20 protein-coding genes are annotated in these 18465 nt (G+C 43.2%); 15 read left to right on the top strand and 5 right to left on the bottom strand.

The window, feature by feature from the left end:
* Positions 1 to 4: 4 nt before the first annotated feature.
* The 4 genes from NFI81_RS18260 to NFI81_RS18245 are packed head-to-tail and all read left to right on the top strand — an operon-like array spanning position 5 to position 2304.
* A complete protein-coding gene (locus NFI81_RS18260; RefSeq protein ID WP_234611042.1) occupies positions 5 to 970 on the top strand; it encodes a 4Fe-4S binding protein in 966 nt (321 codons plus the stop codon).
* A 36-nt stretch (positions 971 to 1006) separates the two neighbouring features.
* Complete coding sequence (locus NFI81_RS18255) at positions 1007 to 1525, top strand: NADH-quinone oxidoreductase subunit J family protein (protein WP_235137582.1); 519 nt, start codon at positions 1007 to 1009, stop codon at positions 1523 to 1525.
* Entirely contained in the window at positions 1522 to 1833 is a 312-nt protein-coding gene (gene nuoK / locus NFI81_RS18250; RefSeq protein ID WP_234611044.1) for an NADH-quinone oxidoreductase subunit NuoK, read from the top strand. Before NFI81_RS18255 ends, nuoK begins: the two co-directional genes overlap by 4 nt.
* 24 nt (positions 1834 to 1857) lie before the next feature.
* Positions 1858 to 2304: a DMT family transporter gene (locus NFI81_RS18245; RefSeq protein ID WP_234611045.1), complete on the top strand. Its 447-nt coding sequence runs from the start codon at positions 1858 to 1860 to the stop codon at positions 2302 to 2304.
* A gap of 54 nt (positions 2305 to 2358) precedes the next feature.
* Here NFI81_RS18245 and NFI81_RS18240 read toward each other — a convergent pair whose 3' ends face one another.
* Together NFI81_RS18240 and NFI81_RS18235 are read right to left on the bottom strand one after the other, a co-directional pair.
* On the bottom strand, positions 2359 to 2874 hold the full coding sequence (locus NFI81_RS18240; protein WP_234611046.1) for a DUF6265 family protein: 516 nt from the start codon (positions 2872 to 2874) through the stop codon (positions 2359 to 2361).
* 131 nt (positions 2875 to 3005) lie between these two features.
* A complete protein-coding gene (locus NFI81_RS18235) occupies positions 3006 to 4898 on the bottom strand; it encodes an amidophosphoribosyltransferase (RefSeq protein ID WP_082217353.1) in 1893 nt (630 codons plus the stop codon).
* 227 nt (positions 4899 to 5125) lie between these two features.
* Between NFI81_RS18235 and recO the strand changes: the two genes are divergently transcribed.
* Both recO and NFI81_RS18225 read left to right on the top strand, forming a co-directional pair.
* Entirely contained in the window at positions 5126 to 5821 is a 696-nt protein-coding gene (recO, locus tag NFI81_RS18230; protein WP_234611047.1) for a DNA repair protein RecO, read from the top strand.
* 69 nt (positions 5822 to 5890) lie between these two features.
* Complete coding sequence (locus NFI81_RS18225) at positions 5891 to 6622, top strand: DUF4488 domain-containing protein (RefSeq protein ID WP_234611048.1); 732 nt, start codon at positions 5891 to 5893, stop codon at positions 6620 to 6622.
* 357 nt (positions 6623 to 6979) lie between these two features.
* Here the strand turns inward: NFI81_RS18225 and lptB are convergent, their stop codons facing one another.
* Complete coding sequence (gene lptB / locus NFI81_RS18220) at positions 6980 to 7711, bottom strand: LPS export ABC transporter ATP-binding protein (RefSeq protein ID WP_234611049.1); 732 nt, start codon at positions 7709 to 7711, stop codon at positions 6980 to 6982.
* Positions 7712 to 7751: 40 nt separating this feature from the next.
* Entirely contained in the window at positions 7752 to 9464 is a 1713-nt protein-coding gene (gene recJ, locus NFI81_RS18215; protein WP_234611050.1) for a single-stranded-DNA-specific exonuclease RecJ, read from the bottom strand.
* A 119-nt stretch (positions 9465 to 9583) separates the two neighbouring features.
* Here recJ and ruvX point away from each other — a divergent pair, with 119 nt between their 5' ends.
* Genes ruvX through NFI81_RS18200 form a run of 3 tightly spaced genes read left to right on the top strand, consistent with a single transcriptional unit; the run spans position 9584 to position 11473 of the window.
* Complete coding sequence (ruvX, locus tag NFI81_RS18210; protein WP_234611051.1) at positions 9584 to 9997, top strand: Holliday junction resolvase RuvX; 414 nt, start codon at positions 9584 to 9586, stop codon at positions 9995 to 9997.
* A 50-nt stretch (positions 9998 to 10047) separates the two neighbouring features.
* Positions 10048 to 10632, top strand: a complete 585-nt coding sequence (gene def / locus NFI81_RS18205; RefSeq protein ID WP_234611052.1) for a peptide deformylase — start codon at positions 10048 to 10050, stop codon at positions 10630 to 10632.
* Between the two features lie 43 nt (positions 10633 to 10675).
* Entirely contained in the window at positions 10676 to 11473 is a 798-nt protein-coding gene (locus NFI81_RS18200; RefSeq protein ID WP_234611053.1) for an amidohydrolase, read from the top strand.
* A gap of 25 nt (positions 11474 to 11498) precedes the next feature.
* Here NFI81_RS18200 and gatC read toward each other — a convergent pair whose 3' ends face one another.
* Positions 11499 to 11786 carry an Asp-tRNA(Asn)/Glu-tRNA(Gln) amidotransferase subunit GatC gene (gatC, locus tag NFI81_RS18195; RefSeq protein ID WP_234611054.1) on the bottom strand — a complete coding sequence of 96 codons (288 nt, stop codon included), beginning with the start codon at positions 11784 to 11786 and terminating at the stop codon, positions 11499 to 11501.
* 619 nt (positions 11787 to 12405) lie between these two features.
* On the opposite strand from gatC, the gene NFI81_RS18190 reads away from it, so the two are divergent.
* The 6 genes from NFI81_RS18190 to NFI81_RS18165 all read left to right on the top strand — a co-directional run bounded on the left by NFI81_RS18190 (position 12406) and on the right by NFI81_RS18165 (position 18425).
* Positions 12406 to 13245 carry a MotA/TolQ/ExbB proton channel family protein gene (locus NFI81_RS18190; RefSeq protein WP_234611055.1) on the top strand — a complete coding sequence of 280 codons (840 nt, stop codon included), beginning with the start codon at positions 12406 to 12408 and terminating at the stop codon, positions 13243 to 13245.
* Positions 13246 to 13306: 61 nt separating this feature from the next.
* Positions 13307 to 13921, top strand: a complete 615-nt coding sequence (locus NFI81_RS18185; RefSeq protein ID WP_082217344.1) for an ExbD/TolR family protein — start codon at positions 13307 to 13309, stop codon at positions 13919 to 13921.
* A gap of 36 nt (positions 13922 to 13957) precedes the next feature.
* Positions 13958 to 14539, top strand: coding sequence for an ExbD/TolR family protein (locus NFI81_RS18180; protein ID WP_234611056.1), 582 nt, complete (start codon positions 13958 to 13960; stop codon positions 14537 to 14539).
* Positions 14540 to 14568: 29 nt separating this feature from the next.
* Positions 14569 to 15393, top strand: a complete 825-nt coding sequence (locus NFI81_RS18175) for an energy transducer TonB (protein WP_234603137.1) — start codon at positions 14569 to 14571, stop codon at positions 15391 to 15393.
* A 221-nt stretch (positions 15394 to 15614) separates the two neighbouring features.
* Positions 15615 to 16571, top strand: a complete 957-nt coding sequence (locus tag NFI81_RS18170) for a substrate-binding domain-containing protein (RefSeq protein WP_234611057.1) — start codon at positions 15615 to 15617, stop codon at positions 16569 to 16571.
* Between the two features lie 96 nt (positions 16572 to 16667).
* A complete protein-coding gene (locus NFI81_RS18165; protein ID WP_234611058.1) occupies positions 16668 to 18425 on the top strand; it encodes a tetratricopeptide repeat protein in 1758 nt (585 codons plus the stop codon).
* Positions 18426 to 18465: the final 40 nt, after the last annotated feature.

The following is an 18465-nucleotide window of genomic DNA, read 5'->3' as shown; positions in this document are numbered from 1 at the left end:
CGGCATGCGGTTGACGTTGCGGCACTTGTGGAATGCGCGTAAACGCCGCAAAATGGTGGATATCCGTTCCGATGATTTTTTTGGTGGGCAGGAGGGAATGGTGACGATCCAATATCCGCAGGAAACGATCCCTATTCCCGACAATGGACGTTATCGGTTGCACAATGAAATAGACGACTGCATTGTCTGTGATAAATGTGTGAAAGTATGCCCGGTCGATTGCATTGACATTGAGCCGATCAGAGCAATTGAAGAGATTGGAAAAGCGTCGGACGGTTCGCCGATCCGCTTATATGCTGCGAAGTTTGACATTGATATGGCCAAGTGCTGTTACTGCGGACTTTGCACAACCGTTTGCCCGACAGAATGTCTGACCATGACGAAGACATTCGATTACAGCGAGTGGGATGTGCGGGATATGGTTTACAACTACACCAACCTTACTCCCGAAGAAGCCGACGAAAAACGCCGCTTACTCGAACAATTCCAGAAAGAAAAAGAGGCATTAAAAGCAGTGCCGAAACCGGCAGTTACTGCTGAACAAACGGCTGCAAGTCCGGCCAGGCCTGTATTTAAGCCAGGTATGAAGCCGAAAGTTCAGGAAACAGAGAACAAGGAAGAGGTTAAGGAGGAAGTTCCCGTGGCAAAACCTGCGCGTCCTGTTTTTCTGCCAAAAAAACCGGCTCCTGTCGTTGCAAAGGAAGAAATGCCGGAAGCAGAAGTAAGAGAGATTCCCGAAGTAAAAACAGAGGAAATACCCGAAGCGAAAGTGGAGGAAGCACCGAAACCGGCAGCGGCGAAACCGATCTTTAAGCCGAAAATGAAGCCACCGGTCACCATCCCGGAAAAAATAGTCGAAGAGCCAAAAGCGGTAGTTCCTGAACCGGAGCAACCTACCGCAGAAATACAACCGGAAACAAAACCCAAGCCAGCGTTCCGACCTACAATGAAGCCTAAGTCGAAGGATTAAGATTGGTCTTGCGTTCTGAATTAAATGAGCATTAATATGGAGGTTGCAGCATTTTACGGATTTTCACTTCTAGCGATCATTGCTGCGCTTTTCATTCTATTTTCCAAAAATTTGATTTATGGTGCTTTCGCATTGTTTTTGGCTTTTTTGGGAGTTGGCGCGTTGTATGTTTTAGCGGGTGCCGACTTTCTGGGTGTGACGCAAATTATGATCTACGTCGGAGGGATTCTTGTTTTGCTGATCTTCGGGATAATGCTTACTCAGAAAAAGAAAAACGACGATCCGCAGCAACATAACCGTGTTGAAATATTGCTGAGCCGCGGAATCTGGGGCTCTCTATTGGGTGCAGGATTTTTTGTACTGCTCATTAAAATTATTGCAACGGCGAATTTCAAAATGACCGGCGAAACGATCAGCAGCAAATCGACCATTAAAACAATTGGCGTAGAATTAATGACGAGCCACCTGTTACCCTTCGAAATTGCCGCCATTTTATTGCTGGTTGCCCTGGTTGGCGCGGCTTATCTCGCTATGAACCGCAACCCTGCACCATGACATTGATCCCGTTACAACATTATCTGATTGTTGCAGCTGCATTGTTCTGCATAGGGCTGGCTATTGCCATTACCAAGCGCCACTTTATTGGGATTTTGCTTGGTATAGAATTAATGCTAAATGCGGTGAATATCAACCTCGTAGCTTTCAGTCGTTATGATCCGGAAAGGCTTAGCGGCCAGCTGTTTGCACTTTTTGTCATTGTGGTTGCGGCGGCTGAGGTAACCATTGCGTTGGCCATTATTTTACGCGTCTACGGGTATTATCAATCCGTTGACCCGGACGAAGTAGACGAATTGAAAAAGTAAGCTTTTTATTGAAACACCTATTTCATGCATTGGATTTTCCTGTTTCTGGCTTTCTTAATTGGCATTAGCAACGCAGTTCAGTCTGGCGTGAATGTGCAACTGCGCGAATCATTAAATAACCCGATTTTAGCAGCCCTGACATCTTTTTTCGTGGGTTTTGTGATCCTGTTAATTGCTTTCGCCTGCTTTAATCAAAACCCAATTCCCAGCCTCTCAGACATTAGGCAAATATCCTGGACCCGTTTTATGGGCGGCGTTTTAGGCGCTTTTTATGTGCTTACGGTTATTTTTATCGTGAGAAATATTGGACCCGCCAACATGATTTGTCTGGTCGTAGCGGGGCAAATGATTGCTGCGATAACCATTGATCATTTTGGATTTCAGGGGTTTGCGGTTCATCAGATCACATTACCGCGCATTGCGGGCGCAGTTTTGCTCGTTGCGGGCGTTTACCTGATTTTGAAAAACTAAAAAAAGCGACCCGTTTCGGAATCGCTTTCTTAAAAGATCTTATTCTTTCGGTTATTATGGAACCCGGTTAAAAACGAACAGGTCCATAAACACCCACTTGTTGTCCTCCATTTTCCCGCGCTGGATCACCAACTGGTTTTGAGAACGTCTTTCATAAATGATCCGCACGGAAACATCGTCTTTTTCAAACAATGCCTGATTTTTCTTTGCTTCAATAAAGTTGTAAGTGTCGGAAACGGCTTTTTCTTCCAGGGCAATGAGGCCGGGTTTAAAATGTTTAACCCTTGCTATCGGCCCTTTTTCACCTTGCTCAAATGCAAAAACCTCATAAAGAGCAGGTTTGTCATCTTTGATCATGCGAATGTAACCCATAATGTTGCTTCCTTCGGGAGCTGTCCAGCCGGCTTCTATGGGGCCACCGTTGTAAGTGCCTTTCCAGTGACCTTCCAGAAAACTGAGGTCATTAAGCGTTCCGGTGGTGGTTTGTGCTTTGGCAAAAGTTGTAAGCAAGCAAAATGCGAAGAATAACGAGCTGGTTTTCAGCCAGGTTATTTTGGAAAATTGGGTCATTTGGGATTTAGGTTTAAATACGTGGCAAATTAAGGATTGCCGGACGTGCCAATTTCCATAAAAATAGCTGAATTACAAAAAAAAGAGCCGTCGCAAATGTGCAACGGCTCGTCCTATTATATGATTTTGGATTAATAAGCTCTTTCCAATTTTCCTTCGTGCGAATTGGCGAATGCTCTGTTAACCACTTTATTTCCTCCTAATGTTGGATAGTTTCCGGTAAAATACCAGTCTCCCAAATGCTGCGGACATGCCTTGTGTAAATTATCAACTGTCTGGAACACAACCGAAAGCTCTGCATTCAAATCCTTCGGACGAATAATTTCAGCGATTTTATCGGAAATTTCCTGATCCGTAAAAGGCTCATACAATGCTTTCACGTAATTGGTATGATATGGATTTTTGGTTGCAATGGACGTTACACTATGCATATAAGTGTCTTCCAACAAATATTCCAGATCGCGTTCTTCTAACAATTTAAGCACAGCCCGGAAAGCAACAAAGTCCTTCATTTTTGACATATCAATGCCATAGCAATCCGGGAAACGGATCTGCGGAGCGGACGATGCCACAACGATTTTCTTGGGACTTAATCGGTCCAGCATAGTCAGAATGCTCTTTTCAAGCGTCGTTCCGCGTACAATGGAGTCGTCAATAATCACAACCGTATCCACATTCTTACGCACAACCTCGAAAGTGGTATCGTAAACGCTGGAAACCATATCATCGCGCAAAGCATCGGCTGTAATAAATGTCCGTGATTTTACGTCTTTGGTAACCAGTTTTTCAATTCTCGGCCTGAATGAAAGCACTTTTTCAAGGTCGGCTTCGAAAAGAATGCCTTCCATGATTGCTTGCTTGCGTTTTTTAGCCAGATATTCTTCCAAACCTTCAATCATGCCCAAAAACGCCGTTTCAGCAGTATTTGGAATGTAAGAGAAGATTGTATTTTCAAGATCGTAATTGACCTCTTTAAGAATTTGAGGAATTAAAAGCTTGCCTAATTGCTTGCGTTCATTGTAAATGTCCGGATCGGTTCCGCGTGAGAAATAGATCCTTTCGAAGCTGCAAGAGCGTTTTTCAAGCTGCGGCAAGATCGGGAACTCATTGTATTCGCCATTTTTATCAACAATTAATGCTGAACCTGGCGTAATTTCCTGAATCTGATTATAATCTACATTAAAAGCAGCCTTAATCGCCTGTTTTTCGGATGCCACAACCACAACTTCGTCATCGGCATAATAAAATGCTGGACGAATTCCGGCAGGATCGCGGATCACAAATGACGCGCCATAACCTGTTAGTCCGCACATGGCATAACCCCCATCGAAGTCCCGGCACGACCTGTAAAGCAAGCGCGGCAGGTCGATATTCTCCTCTATCACATTGGAAAGCGTCGGATTTTCATAAATTCCTTTGAAGCGCTCAAACACTCTCTGGTTTTCTTCATCCAGGAAATGTCCTATTTTCTCCATCACAGTTACTGTATCCACTTTTTCTTTCGGATGCTGTCCCAGTGATACCAGTTTTCCAAAAAGCTCATCTACATTGGTCATGTTGAAATTCCCAGCCATAACCAGATTGCGGCTTCTCCAGTTGCTCTGGCGCAGCATGGGATGACAGTTTTCAACTTCATTGGAACCGTGTGTTCCGTATCGCAAGTGACCCAGCCAAACCTCGCCTGTAAAAGCCAGGTTTTCCTGCAACCATTTCGCATCGTTGGTATGCTCTCTGTGGTTCTTTAAACCCTTGCGAAATTTCTTATGAATTTTGGAAAAAATATCCGTAAGTGGCTGAGGTTCTACGGATCTGTATCGGCTGATGTATCGTTTCCCAGGTGGGACATCTATCTTGATATTGGCAACTCCGGCTCCATCTTGTCCCCGGTTTACCTGTTTTTCCATCATTACCGAAAGCTTGTGGACTGCGTATAACGGTGTCTCGTACTTGTCGATGTAGTATTGATAAGGCTTTCTAAGACGGATAAGTGCTATGCCGCACTCATGCTTAATGGCGTCGCTCATATGAAGAGTTATGCGTTAGAAATATTATTATTTGCTGTTTGCAAATCGTATTCCCTGAATAATAACTTAACGAATTAATGTTCTAAAATAGTTCGTTATGCGTCGCAAAGGTACAAATCCTTTGGCTTAAAAAACTTCAAATTTTTCCGTTTTTTACAAGCCGTTTTTTGTGTGCAATTCTTTAATGGAAAGATAGCTATTTTTGACCAAAAGGCCAGCTAATATATATGTTACATAAAACGCGAGGTATCGCTTTGAGTTATATCCGTTACCGCGAATCTTCGATCATCGCCAAGATTTATACCGAAGCCTTTGGCATTCAGACATATATAGTAAATGGCGTTAGAAGCAGCAAATCGCGGAACAACAGAATCGCATTGTTTCAGCCGCTGACCTTGCTTGATATGGTCGTTTACCATAAAAATAAGGAAGATACAATGCATCGGATCTCGGAAATGAAATGTTACCAGCCGTTCCAAAGTCTGCCTTATGACGTTGTTAAATCAAGTCTGGCACTTTTTGTAACGGAAATGCTCGGAAAAACCTTGAAAGAAGAAGAGAGCAATCCTTTGCTTTTTCAATTTATAGAGGAATCCGTGGTGTATCTGGACGAAGCGGAAAGTGCTTTTGAGAATTTTCATATCCACTTTCTGGTCCAGCTCGCTTCTTTTTTAGGTTTTGGCATAGAGACTGTAGAAGATTTGGAAAGCGAATTAAAAAACCAACATTTTCCACACATGCCCGATCCTGTTGAAAAAAATGCGACAATGCAGCTGCTGACAGGGAATTACGGTTTAAATGTGGTTCTGGACCGGAAGCGCAGGATATCGATTTTAGAAAAACTTCTCTTTTTTTATAAAATACATATGGAGGCATTGGGCGAGATCAAATCCCTCGAGGTTTTACGAGAGGTTTTGAAATAGAGCCGCGAGGCCGGAAAGAGTGGCATAATTTTGATAACGTATATTGTTAAATCAAAAATCGAACATCCAATGAAACATTTACTGACAGCCACACTTGTTTTAGCCTCCATAATCGGATTTGCCCAGGAACGCCTGCCGCAGGAACGCCAGCCGCAGGTTCCGAAAGGCGCATGGAAGTCCCAGGAGCCAACGGGCAGCGCATCAACTCTAATTGTTGCTGATAATTATATGGCCATTGCTTCCTATAGTATTGGCAATAAATATTTTGAGAGAGCCGAGGGTGGCCCTTTTACCATGAATGGCGATCAGATGACTTACACACCGGAATTTAATTCTGCGGATTCATTAAAAATCGGCATTCCCATTGTTTTTACAGTGACGGTAAAAGATGATATTTTGACTTTAAAATACGAGGAAGCAATGGTTTGGATGCGCGTAGATAAAGCAACCTCAGCGCCTATGGCCGGTGCGTGGCACATTACAGAAAAAGCGGACGACCAGGGAACATTGGTAAAAATTCATCAGGAAGGAACACGGAAAACATTGAAATTACTGTCTGCTACCCGTTTCCAATGGTTTGCCATCGATCCGGCTGTTAAAGGGTTTTACGCAACCGGCGGCGGCACTTACACAGTTAAGGATGGGAAATACACGGAGAACATTCAATTCTTCTCTAAAAACAACAACCGCGTTGGCTCTTCACTGAAATTTGACCATAAACTTGAAAACGGGCGCTGGGATCACAGCGGCAAAAGCAGTGATGGGAAACCGGTTCACGAGATTTGGGAAAAGATCCAATAGCACATTCTGAAAAGCTATAATTTAGATCAGTTCAAAATAATTTTTATCATTTGTTTGAATGATTCTAAATAGCAATTACATTTGTTGTATATAACAGCATATAAAGAATGAGCGCTTTTACATTGAATGATCCTGCGGACTGTGCAGTTGGAGAAGTAACATGGATGAAATCATTCAGCGAGAATACAGAATGTGTATTCAAAAAGTGCTGTGAGAAATATAAAAAGAAAGGTAAACACTGTAAAAAGTGCCCTAAAAAATAATAACTGCGGGATCTGAAAAGAGCCCAACAGTTCATGGTGAATAATTGTAAGAGAGGGAATGCCGCGAAGCGTTCCCTTTTCTATGTCTAAGCAGTTATATTTTACGTTTTAATTCAAAGTTTTGACCCAAATAAACGCGTCTTACTACTTCGTCCTCTGCCAATTCCTCCGCGCTTCCTTGTTTCAAAATCTTTCCTTCAAATAATAAATAAGCCCGGTCCGTGATGGAAAGTGTCTCATTTACATTGTGATCGGTGATGAGGATGCCAATGTTTTTGTGTTTCAATTTGGCAACAATGCTTTGAATGTCCTCCACCGCAATCGGGTCAACGCCTGCAAAAGGTTCATCAAGCAGGATGAATTTCGGATCGACAGCCAGTGATCTTGCAATTTCAGTTCTCCGCCGTTCACCTCCTGAAAGCACCATTCCCTTGCTCTTACGAACGTGTGTCAGGTGAAATTCTTCGAGAAGCTCTTCCACTTTCTGTTTCTGGTCCGTGCGGGACATATCGGTCATTTCCAGCACTGCGCGAATATTTTCCTCCACCGTTAACGACCGGAAAACCGACGCTTCCTGCGCTAGATAGCCCAGGCCCAGGCGGGCACGCTTGTACATGGGAAGGCTTGTAATGTCCTTATCGTCCAGAAAAACTTTTCCGCTATTGGGTTTCACCAATCCTACGGCCATGTAAAAGGAGGTGGTTTTACCGGCACCGTTCGGACCAAGCAAACCTACAATTTCCCCTTGTTCAACCTGATAGCTTACATTGTTGTTGACAAGACGAACCCCGTATTTTTTTACAAGGTTTTCGGTTCTTAATATCATCGTTTTTATTTCTATTTCAATTGCTGAGTGGAAAATCCGCTCACAGCAGTTTAATGTCTTTCAAAGACAGTTGTAACGTTTTTTTATCGCGAAAGTTATTTTCTTCGAGGCAGTAGGCAATCGAGAACGGCCTTCCGTTGACCAGATCAGGATAAAAGTGCGCCATACCAAACCCGATGGCCGTAAATATTCCCGAATTGTTTTGCTTCACATCAAATTTCAGATGCTTCTCCTTCATGATCGTAGGCCGTCCCGCGAGTGAAACATTGCGGGATTCGAAGATCGGCGTCATGTTTCCGGGACCAAAAGGGCCCATTTGACGAAGAATGTTATAAAATTTCGGCGTAATCACATCCAGTTCCAGCAGCATATCAATGTTGATCATCGGGATCAGCTGATCCGGCAGGATGCGGCTGCTTACAATGTCATTGAAACGCGTTTTGAATGCTTCCACATTATCCAAAGGCAATGTAAGTCCGGCTGCGAAAGTATGGCCTCCATATTGTTCCAAAAGATCCGCACATTCCTCAATGGCCTCATACACATCGAAACCCGGAACCGACCGCGCCGATCCGGCGGCTTTTCCGTGTGACTGCGTTAATATAATGGTAGGGCGGTGGTATTTTTCAATGCACCGGCTCGCCACAATTCCGATCACGCCTTTGTGCCAGTCTTCCTTATATAATACTGTACTTTTTGCAGTCGCAAACCAGTCGTCGTTTTCGATCATGAAAAGCGCTTGTTCCGTAATGCTTGTATCGAAAGTCCTGCGCTCGCTGTTGTGTTTATTAATTTCCTGAGCAAAATCGGCTGCTTCTTCATGCTCTTCGCATAGCAAAAGCCTGACCGCCTCTTTTGCATGCTTAATCCGGCCAGCCGCATTGATTCTTGGCCCTAGTCCGAAAACAACATTCGTAATGTCCAGGACTCCATTCAGTCCGGCAATCTGGATCAGCGCTTTAACGCCGCATCTTGGCGCAGCATTTAATCTTTGCAAACCATAATATGCCAAAATCCGGTTTTCGCCCGTAATAGGCACAATGTCCGAAGCAATGCTGATCACCAGCAGATCCAAATGATCGAACAAGCCCGCCGGATCTATTTCATTGTCTATACAAAAGGCTTGCAGCAATTTGAACCCAACGCCGCAACCTGTGAGCTCTTTATAAGGATATGCGCAATCGTCCCTTTTGGGGTCGAGCACTGCAATGGCAGGCGGTAATTCGGAACCGGGACGGTGGTGATCACAGATGATAAAATCAATGCCCCTTTCCTTGGCAGCAATAACCTTGTCGACCGATTTAACTCCGCAATCCAATGTTACAATGAGTGAAAAGCCGTTTTCATGGGCCCAATCAATGCTTTGCCAGGAAACGCCGTAACCCTCTTCGTAGCGGTCGGGAATGTAATAATCGAGATTTGGGTAAATTTTTCTCAAAAAACCGTAAAACAATGCGACGGAAGTGGTGCCGTCCACATCGTAATCTCCATAGATCAATATTTTCTCACCATTTCTGATGGCATCATTCAACCTGGTAACAGCCGCATACATATCCTGCATTAAAAACGGGTCATGCAAATGCGAAAGATCGGGACGGAAAAATGTTCGGGATTGTTCAAAATCAAGGATTCCACGCTGCACCAGAAGCGTAGCCAGCGACGGGCTTACTTTTAACGATTCAGCCAGTTCCAGGACAATGTGTGTTTGTTCAGAGGTAAATTCAGGGTTGTGTATCCAGCGCTTTTCAATCATAAAACAAAGATAATCGGATTCTGTGATGCGCGGATCAAAATCTACGATCGGGTCGCACAATCAGGAAAAGCTAATTGAAAGGTCTTATCTTTGCAAGCAATTAACATTCTTTAAGATAAATGCCGCGTCTTTTGGCGATTGATTATGGTGCCAAACGCACCGGTATTGCTGTCACAGATCCTTTACAGATCATTGCAACTGCCCTTGATACGGTCAGGACGCATGATCTTACGGAGTTTTTGAAAAAATACGCAGTCAGTGAGCCGATCGAAGCATTTATAGTTGGAATGCCCAAAAGGCTTGATAACACTGAAAGTGAAAATGCGGCAAGAGTAACCGCCTTTATCAAGGTTTTGAAAAAAACATTTCCGGAAATTCCTGTGCACACGCATGATGAAAGATTCACGTCATCGATGGCATTGCAATCCATGATCGCCTCAGGATCTAAAAAGAGCGATAGGCGTGATAAGGGCAACATTGATAAAATAAGCGCCACGATCATTCTCCAGTCTTATATGGAGAGCAGAAGATAAGCAGGCATATAAAAGTTACATTATATTAAAACGAATAAAGTCGCATTACAATGATTTATCCCATCGTAGCATACGGAGATCCGATTCTTAGGAAACCAACCCAATTCATTGAAAAAGACCAGCTTGATCTGAAAAAGCTTTCAGAAGATATGTTTGAAACCATGCATGGTGCAAATGGGGTAGGGTTGGCAGCGCCGCAAATTGGCATGAATATTAGGGTTTTCGTAGTTGACGCAACGCCGTTCAGTGAAAAAGATGACGATGATGATGACGAGCCGGATCTTTCATTGGTTGATTTCAAGAAAACATTCATTAATCCCGAAATTTTAGAAGAGGATGGGAAGGAATGGGCATTTGAAGAAGGTTGTCTGAGCATTCCGGGCATCCGCGGAGATGTTTACCGGCCAGAACGCGTTAAGATCCGTTACCGTGATACGGATTGGAATGAATACACAGAAGAATATACAGGAATGGCCGCCAGGATCATTCAGCATGAATATGACCATTTGTTAGGGAAACTTTTTGTGGATTATTTGCCAACATTAAAAAAACAGTTGATCAAAAAGAAACTGGCTGATATCACAAAAGGCAATGTAGATTCAGATTACCGCATGCGCTTTCCGGGACGGAGATAAGTAATTATTCACTCATTCAGTCATTCAAAATTAGGCTTTCAGCATGCATGCAGCCCAGCAGACGGAAAAATTGTCGGTCGCGTTAATACAAACTGACCTGTTTTGGGAAGATACAACTGCTAACCTCGCAACGCTTGAAGAAAAAATAGCCGGACTTTCGGGTCCAGCCGACATTATTGTGCTTCCGGAAATGTTCAATTCCGGATTTACAATGAATACCGCCGCGGCAGAGCCGATGAATTTCACCACCACGCGCTGGATGAAGCAAATGGCTGCGCAGACAAAAGCATTGATTATCGGAAGTTTTGCGGTTAGAGAAGAAGGCCGATATTACAATCGGTTAATGTGTGTCGATCCCGATGGTTCCTATGTATTTAATGATAAGAAGCATCTATTTAGCTTTGGGAAAGAACACCTTACCTATACGCCCGGGAAATCCAGGCTGGTCATTGACTACAAAGGCTGGAAAATTTGTCCGCTGGTTTGCTATGACCTTCGCTTTCCGGTCTGGAGCCGGAATCTCGCATCTGATCCTTACGACCTTCTTATATATGTAGCCAACTGGCCTGCCAAGCGCGCACATGCCTGGAATACATTGTTAAAAGCCCGGGCTATCGAAAATCAGAGTTTTGCAGTGGGTGTCAACCGCATTGGCTCCGACCCAAACGGGCTTACCTACCAGGGAGATTCCGTTGCGCTCGACTTTTTGGGCGAGCCGCTGAGTATGCTGGCGAGTGCCGAAACCGAGAAAATAGTTACTTTCAACAAAGCCGAACTTAGTGCTTATCGCGGCGCATTTCCCGCATTGGCCGATGCCGACGACTTTCAGATAAATTGGTGACCCTACGGACAAAGTGTCCTATTCGTTACTCAATTACTTTGGGAACCATTATATAAGAAGAATTTTTAGCGGGCGCATTTGCAAGCGCTTCTTCACGGCTCATGGTATTTACACCTTCATCTTCCCGCCAGTTGTTCACTTCGCTAAGGATATGAGTCAGAGGTTCCACGCCTTCCGTATTTACCTCATTCAGCTGCTCCATCCACGTTAATACGGAATCCATGCTCTTAAGAATGCCTTCCTCTTCCCCTGGTTTTATTTCCAAACGGGCTAGGTGGGCTATTTTTTTAAGAGACTCTTTGTCGATTTTCATTATGTTATGAATTTGTTAAGTTACCGTCGGAGACTGAAACGGAAGTCAAAATTACCGGATTTTTGCGATTCTGTTTTCCACGGCGGTAAATTATTCAGGAACCAACAAGTCATGGTTATGAAACGGCGCTCTTGCTTCTGTTCTTTTCGTAAAATTTGCGAAACAGCGCAAAATGTAGGCTATCCGAATTTTAAAATTGTTGTTTAGCTAATAGTAGGAGAAAAATAATATTTGCTTTTCTAAGGGATTGTTGAAATATTTTGAAATACAATGAGGGTGTTTGAAAAACATGTTAGCAGAGTTTATTGTAAAGAGTACAATTATGTATAAGTTTGGATTTAGAATGCATATGATTCTGAATCAGCACAAATTCGAGAATAATTAAGAAAATTGAATGTCCGGGTTTCTTTAAAATATGCAATTTCTACGAGCTATGTCAAAAATTCTGAGAAAAAAACTGACGAAATGCTTGCTTTTTTTTAAAAGGAAAACTCATACTTTTGTAGAAGGCTATTATCCAAAACGCGGTCAAAATTTTATTTTACCAAATCCAGTTTTAACCAAAAGTTTTATTTAATTCACAACCAAAATCTCAATTTAACCTTTAAAAGTAAGTCTGATGGAAAAGAAAGCTACAAGTCCGGCACCAGCTCCAAAGCCTGCTGCGGCAGCAACAAAAGGCAAAGGCGGTTTGAACCCGGCATTGGTAATCCCTCTACTATTTGCGATTGCATTGGCAGTTTACATTTTCGTTCTGGGAGCTCCCGAACACTTTAAAGACGGCGATCACGCAAAAGGCCCAATCGATGGTGATTACTACGGAATCGTTTACAAAGGAGGTCCTATTGTACCAATTTTGATGACTTGTTTCCTGATCGTGTTAACATTTACAATCGAGCGTTTGATCACTTTGAACAAAGCTCAGGGTTCAGGAAGCATCGATTCATTCGTTGTGAAGCTGAGAGGTCTTCTTGACAAAAACCAAATCGAAGAAGCAATTAAAGAATGTGACAGACAAAAAGGTTCTGTTGGTAACGTTATCAAAGCAGGACTTCTTAAATATAAGCAGTTGACTACTGAGACTGCCCTTGACAAAGAGCAGAAGCTTGCAGCGCTTCAGAAAGAAATCGAAGAAGCTACTACGCTTGAACTTCCAATGCTTCAGAAAAACCTTACGATTATCGCAACACTTGCGGGTGCATCTACACTTTTGGCACTTCTTGGAACGGTAATTGGTATGATCAAAGCGTTCGCGGCACTTGGTACATCAGGTTCTCCTGACTCAGCTGCACTTGCAACAGGTATCTCCGAGGCCCTTATTAATACGGCACTTGGTATCGGTACTTCTGCTATCGCGACTATCTCATACGCTTACCTGAACAGCCGTGTTGACGACCTTACTTATAGCATTGATGAGATCGGCCTGAGCCTTCAATCAAACTTTGCTACACATTATTAATAGTTTTTTAAACTATTAATATGGAAGTTTCGTTAATATACAAAAAACTTATATATTTGCTATGGGAAAGGTAAGACCTAAGAAGCATGCGCCGCATACGGATATGACAGCGATGACTGACGTAGCGTTCTTACTACTGACGTTCTTTATCATGACGGCAACTTTTAAGTCGAATGAAGCGGAGATTACAACCCCCTCTTCCATTTCGCAGATTAAAGTTCCGGATGATGACATTATGGTCATTAGTATTGACAAAGCGGGCAAAGTGTTCTTTGGAGTGGATGCCAAACCGGTAAGAGCAGCAATGCTTGAAAACATTGGTCAATCAAAAGGGATCACGTTCACTGAGACTGAAAAAGCAAAATTTGCATTGCAATCTAGTTTCGGATTTCCGTTGGCTCAATTGAAACCTTGGTTGAACATGTCGAAGGAACAAATGCCAAATGTGAAGCAACCAGGTATTCCGGTTGATTCAACAGGGGCAAGTGAACTGGCTGACTGGGTTTATGCAGCTCGTAAAGCAAACAACCAATTGAGAATCGCTTTGAAAGGTGACAACCTTTCCAAGTTCCCGGTTTTCAAAGATGTGTTGTCTAACTTACAGTCGCAGAACATCAACAAGTTCAACTTGATCACAGGTAGCGAACAAGCGCCTGCCGGCTACACGAACGATTAGTTTTAACAAAAGGGATCATTTTAATAAGAAGAGAAAATGGCAGCAATTGAAGAATCCGGTGGTGGTGGGCATGGCAAGGGCGACGGTAAGGTTCGGGCCAAGAAAATGTCCACTCGTGTGGACATGACTCCAATGGTGGACTTGGGATTCTTGCTTATTACGTTTTTCATGCTAGCAACGACAATGTCGAAACCGACATCCATGACGTTGGCTGTGCCTGATAAGACGGATGAGAAAGACCAGGAAAAAACTGAACCGTTGAAAGCGTCGAAAGTGTTGACCCTATTTATGGGAGCCAACGACGATGTATATTATCTTGACGGAATTGCCGCGGATGATGATAAGGCAGTAGCATCTATGAAAACAACTCGCTATGGGTTCGATCTTAGAAGTGTTATTTTCGCTTCTGCAAAGCGCATCAATGCTGCGAATCCGAAAGATGAGAAAGGAAACGATCCTTTTGTTGTGGTAATTAAGCCAACGCCGGTTTCAACCTACAAAAACATGGTTGATGTATTGGATGAAATGGCCATTACCAAATCAAAAAGATATGCACTTGTAGAGACTCTGACAGATTCGGAGAAGAAGCTCTTGGGTGACAAAATCGAAGAGAAATAATAATTTAATCAAATCAAATTCAAAGCGCCATGGCAGAAATAGGCCCGAATGCTACACTGGATGATATAGTGTTTGCTGATCGCAACAAGGCGTACGGAGCATTTTCACTTCGTCAAGGATATCGTGCTGACGTGACGAAGGCTACTTTAATCGGAGCTGTACTTTTTGTTCTTGCAATGTTTACACCGTCAATTATCAATAAATTGTCGGCTGGCGAGGAAGAAGAAGTAGCAATGGTTGAAGTGGATTTAATGAAAATACCACCGCCGCCAATAGATCCGGCAGAACCACCACCGCCACCACCACCACCGGTTGAACAGCCTAAGGTGAACACGGTTAAGTTCTTGCCTCCTGAGGTAAAAAAGGATGAAGAAGTGCCTGAAGAGGTGCCACCACCAACAGTAGAAGAAATTAAAGAAGCTGTTGTTGCGGATAAAACAATTGAAGGAGATCCTAACGCGAACGAAATCATTGTGGCTCCGGAAGCAGTTGCGGCACCAAGCAAAGGAACAGTTGTAGAAGCAGCGCCAGAACCGGAAAAGGTTTTTACCGTTGTAGAGCAACAGCCTGAGTTTCCCGGAGGTACGGCTGAAATGTACAAGTATTTAGGTAAAAATATCAAATACCCAAGTGCAGCTTCACGTGCTAACGTTTCAGGAAGGGTGTTTATGTCATTCGTAGTAAATACGGATGGAAGTATACAAGATGTGGCTGTGTTGAAAGGACTTGGTTTTGGTTGCGACGAGGAAGCTATCCGTGTTGTGAAAGCAATGCCGAAGTGGAAGCCTGGAAAACAATCAGGACGTGCAGTTCGTGTTAAGTACAACCTGCCAATCAATTTCCAACTGGAGTAACTCATGAGGGAAAAACCATTGCATGAGAAGATCGGTGATCTAACCTCTGTGTTAATGGCTCTGACATACATAGGAGGAGGGGTCTTTTTAGTCCTCTCCTCCTTGTCTTTTAGGTTGTTACCTGTCGGTAGTCTGGCGAGGAATGCTTTTGCTGGCACACTTATTGTGTACGGAGTTTACAGAGGTTACCGGGTTTGGAGAAAGAGAAATCAAAAAGAACTATGAAATTCAGGTCGGCCGGAATAATGCTCGGCACATCAGTAGCGTTTCTGAGCTTACTAGGTTGCGGTGGTTCTAATGGTGATCTTGACAATCCCAGGCAGGGAACAATCACCATTGCCTCGGACGAATCATTCAAACCACTAGTAAATGCACTGACCAATGCTTACGAGGGTATTTATCCGAATACGCATTTCAAATTGGATTACAAGCCTGAACAGGAAGCGATCCGCCAGCTTTTACAAGACAGTGCCCGGATCATCTTTGCCACCAGGCAGTTGAATGAAAAGGAAGCAGAGATCATTAAGAAGCAGAAAGGATCTCATAAATTTCAGCACATAGCGACAGACGGTCTTGCCTTGGTGATTAGTAAATCTAATACAGACAGCCTGATCACGATGCCGGAAATAAAGGCAATTCTTGAAGGTAAGATCACTGATTGGTCTCAATTAAAAGACGGAAATCAGAAGGGCCTGATCACGTTGGTGTTTGACAATGCAAATGCGAGCAACCTCAATTTTGTTCTTAATAAGTTTGGGATTACCGATATTCAACGTTTGCGTATAATTTCATCAGGTTCGAACGAGAATGTAATAAAGGATGTCAGAACTAATCCACTGCACCTGGGATTTATAGGTGTAACCTGGATCAGCGACGGACATTCTCTGGCATCGGAGGAACTTTCGAAGGGAATCCACGTGATGGGTGTCGCACAAAAAGCGAAGCCGGATTCGTTGCCTGATTACATTCAGCCTTTTCAGGGCGGACTTGAATTTAAAAGATATCCCCTCCACCGGGATTTGTATATCATCAGCCGTGAAGGATACTCGGGCTTGGGAGGCGGATTAATGACTTACATCGCACGGGATGTAGGTGGGTTGATAATCCAGAAAATGGGCTTATTGCCAACTGTACCTTACCCTAGGGAGCTTGAAATCACCACAGGGAAGAATTTTTAATAAGTGTAATACAACTTAAGATTTGGGACTTGTTATTGGAAAGCCAAATTTTTTATCATTATTTTAACCGGGTAAAAAATGAACAGAAACATGAGAATGAAATTAGTAGCACTGGTAATTGGTTTATTAGCGTTTGTTAATTTACACGCACAAACGACGCAGGACGGCTTAGCATTGATACACGGAGAACGTTACAATGAAGCAGGCGATTTATTTAAAAAACTTGCGGAAACAGCTCCTTCTGCTGATAATCAATACTATCTTGGTTATTATTACATAAAAACCAATCAACTGGATGAAGCGCAGAAAGCCTTTGACAAAGGTTTAACGATTGATGATAAATCTTATCTGAACAAGGTAGGACAAGGAACAGTAGCACTTGCCAAAGGCGAAACAGCAAAAGCGAAAGAACTTTTCGCAGAAGCTGAAAAGAAAAAGAAAAAGGATGCGGAAGTCCTTTTCAGAATCGGAGAGGCTTACACATTGTTCGAGAAAAACAATGATCCAGCTGAGGCAATCAGACTTTTGGATGAAGCAGTTAAGAGAGATAAAAATCTTGCTGACGCTTACTTGGCAAAAGGTGATGCACTCATGCTTCGTAATGAAGGTGGGGCTGCGGTAACGGCGTATGAGTATGCTCTAACTGCAAAACCGAACTATGCAACTGCGCACAATGCAATCGGATCAATTTACCTGCGTGGTAAAAACTACAACCTTGCTCTTGAGAATTACAAGAAAGCAATAGAAGCAGATCCAAACTTTGCTCCTGCGTATAAGGATCTTGCTGAGTTGTATTTCTTTGCTCAGAAATATAAACAAGCAGCTGAAAATTTCGATTTGTATATCCAGAAAAGCGGAACTACTGATCCTGAAATGAAATTGCGTGCTGCTCAGTTTGCATTTACAGCTGACGATTACGCAAAATCATTACAATTGCTTGAAGAGATCAAAGGCAAAATCAATAACCCAATTACATTGCGTATGTACGGCTGGTCTTATTTCAAGACAAACAAGCCCGATGAAGCCATTCAAAACCTGACTGAATTTTTGAAAGTAGCACCAGACAAAGTGATCGGTGACGATTACAAATATCTTGGTCGTGCATACAACCAGAAAGTAACAGACGGAAAAGGTTATGATTCGACTGGTGTTGCTTATATGCTGAAAGGCGCTGATATGGATACCAGCAAAGCAGAAGCAGCGACAGCTTATAAGGAAGTAGCAGCATTGTACTATGCTGCAAAAGATTTCCCGAATGCAGCGGCAACTTTTGAAAAAGGGATCGCATTGGATACGTCGAAAGCAAGTGCCAACGATTATTACTACACTGGACTATCTAACTTCCAGATGGCAACTGCGAACGTGCTTCCAACTGCAGCAGATTCTAACTATGCAGATAGCGCTAAGATTGCGGGCGAAAGACGTGCATTGTTCCTGAAAGCAGATTCAATATTTGCGACAGTAACTCAGAAACTTCCTGACTGGCCATATGGATACTATTGGAGAGCAAGTACGCTTTACAATGCTTATGACAGACAGGAAAACGTAGACAAAGGCATTTCTCAGCCTTATTACCTGAAATTGACTGAACTTGCCGAAAAGGATCCCGATCCAAGCAAGTACAAGTCTTATCTGAAACTGGCTTACAGCTACCTTGCTTTCCATGCGGCTAATACATTGAAAGATGAAGCGAAGGCCAAGGAATATTGGGAAAAGTTGTTAACGGTAGATCCGGATAATGTAGCGGCCAAAGAAGCATTAGGTCTTGCTACTCCGACAGCAGAAACACAACCTGCGGCTGGCGCGAAAGCTGGTGCTAAAACGAAGACTGCAGCTACACCGAAGAAAAAATAATTTGGTTAGTTTAAACAAAAGAAGCCGCTTGGATATCCAA

The organism is Dyadobacter fanqingshengii, from assembly GCF_023822005.2.
In the GTDB taxonomy this organism is placed as follows: Bacteria; Bacteroidota; Bacteroidia; order Cytophagales; family Spirosomataceae; genus Dyadobacter; species Dyadobacter fanqingshengii.
This window is presented reverse-complemented; position numbering and strand designations above follow the sequence as displayed.

Coding starts and splice junctions, on each gene's coding strand:
- NFI81_RS18260 (WP_234611042.1), top strand. CDS start 5: ATGCGGTTGACGTTGCGGCACTTGTGGAATGCGCGTAAACGCCGCAAA.
- NFI81_RS18255 (WP_235137582.1), top strand. CDS start 1,007: ATGGAGGTTGCAGCATTTTACGGATTTTCACTTCTAGCGATCATTGCT.
- nuoK (WP_234611044.1), top strand. CDS start 1,522: ATGACATTGATCCCGTTACAACATTATCTGATTGTTGCAGCTGCATTG.
- NFI81_RS18245 (WP_234611045.1), top strand. CDS start 1,858: ATGCATTGGATTTTCCTGTTTCTGGCTTTCTTAATTGGCATTAGCAAC.
- NFI81_RS18240 (WP_234611046.1), bottom strand. CDS start 2,874: ATGACCCAATTTTCCAAAATAACCTGGCTGAAAACCAGCTCGTTATTC.
- NFI81_RS18235 (WP_082217353.1), bottom strand. CDS start 4,898: ATGAGCGACGCCATTAAGCATGAGTGCGGCATAGCACTTATCCGTCTT.
- recO (WP_234611047.1), top strand. CDS start 5,126: ATGTTACATAAAACGCGAGGTATCGCTTTGAGTTATATCCGTTACCGC.
- NFI81_RS18225 (WP_234611048.1), top strand. CDS start 5,891: ATGAAACATTTACTGACAGCCACACTTGTTTTAGCCTCCATAATCGGA.
- lptB (WP_234611049.1), bottom strand. CDS start 7,711: ATGATATTAAGAACCGAAAACCTTGTAAAAAAATACGGGGTTCGTCTT.
- recJ (WP_234611050.1), bottom strand. CDS start 9,464: ATGATTGAAAAGCGCTGGATACACAACCCTGAATTTACCTCTGAACAA.
- ruvX (WP_234611051.1), top strand. CDS start 9,584: ATGCCGCGTCTTTTGGCGATTGATTATGGTGCCAAACGCACCGGTATT.
- def (WP_234611052.1), top strand. CDS start 10,048: ATGATTTATCCCATCGTAGCATACGGAGATCCGATTCTTAGGAAACCA.
- NFI81_RS18200 (WP_234611053.1), top strand. CDS start 10,676: ATGCATGCAGCCCAGCAGACGGAAAAATTGTCGGTCGCGTTAATACAA.
- gatC (WP_234611054.1), bottom strand. CDS start 11,786: ATGAAAATCGACAAAGAGTCTCTTAAAAAAATAGCCCACCTAGCCCGT.
- NFI81_RS18190 (WP_234611055.1), top strand. CDS start 12,406: ATGGAAAAGAAAGCTACAAGTCCGGCACCAGCTCCAAAGCCTGCTGCG.
- NFI81_RS18185 (WP_082217344.1), top strand. CDS start 13,307: ATGGGAAAGGTAAGACCTAAGAAGCATGCGCCGCATACGGATATGACA.
- NFI81_RS18180 (WP_234611056.1), top strand. CDS start 13,958: ATGGCAGCAATTGAAGAATCCGGTGGTGGTGGGCATGGCAAGGGCGAC.
- NFI81_RS18175 (WP_234603137.1), top strand. CDS start 14,569: ATGGCAGAAATAGGCCCGAATGCTACACTGGATGATATAGTGTTTGCT.
- NFI81_RS18170 (WP_234611057.1), top strand. CDS start 15,615: ATGAAATTCAGGTCGGCCGGAATAATGCTCGGCACATCAGTAGCGTTT.
- NFI81_RS18165 (WP_234611058.1), top strand. CDS start 16,668: ATGAAATTAGTAGCACTGGTAATTGGTTTATTAGCGTTTGTTAATTTA.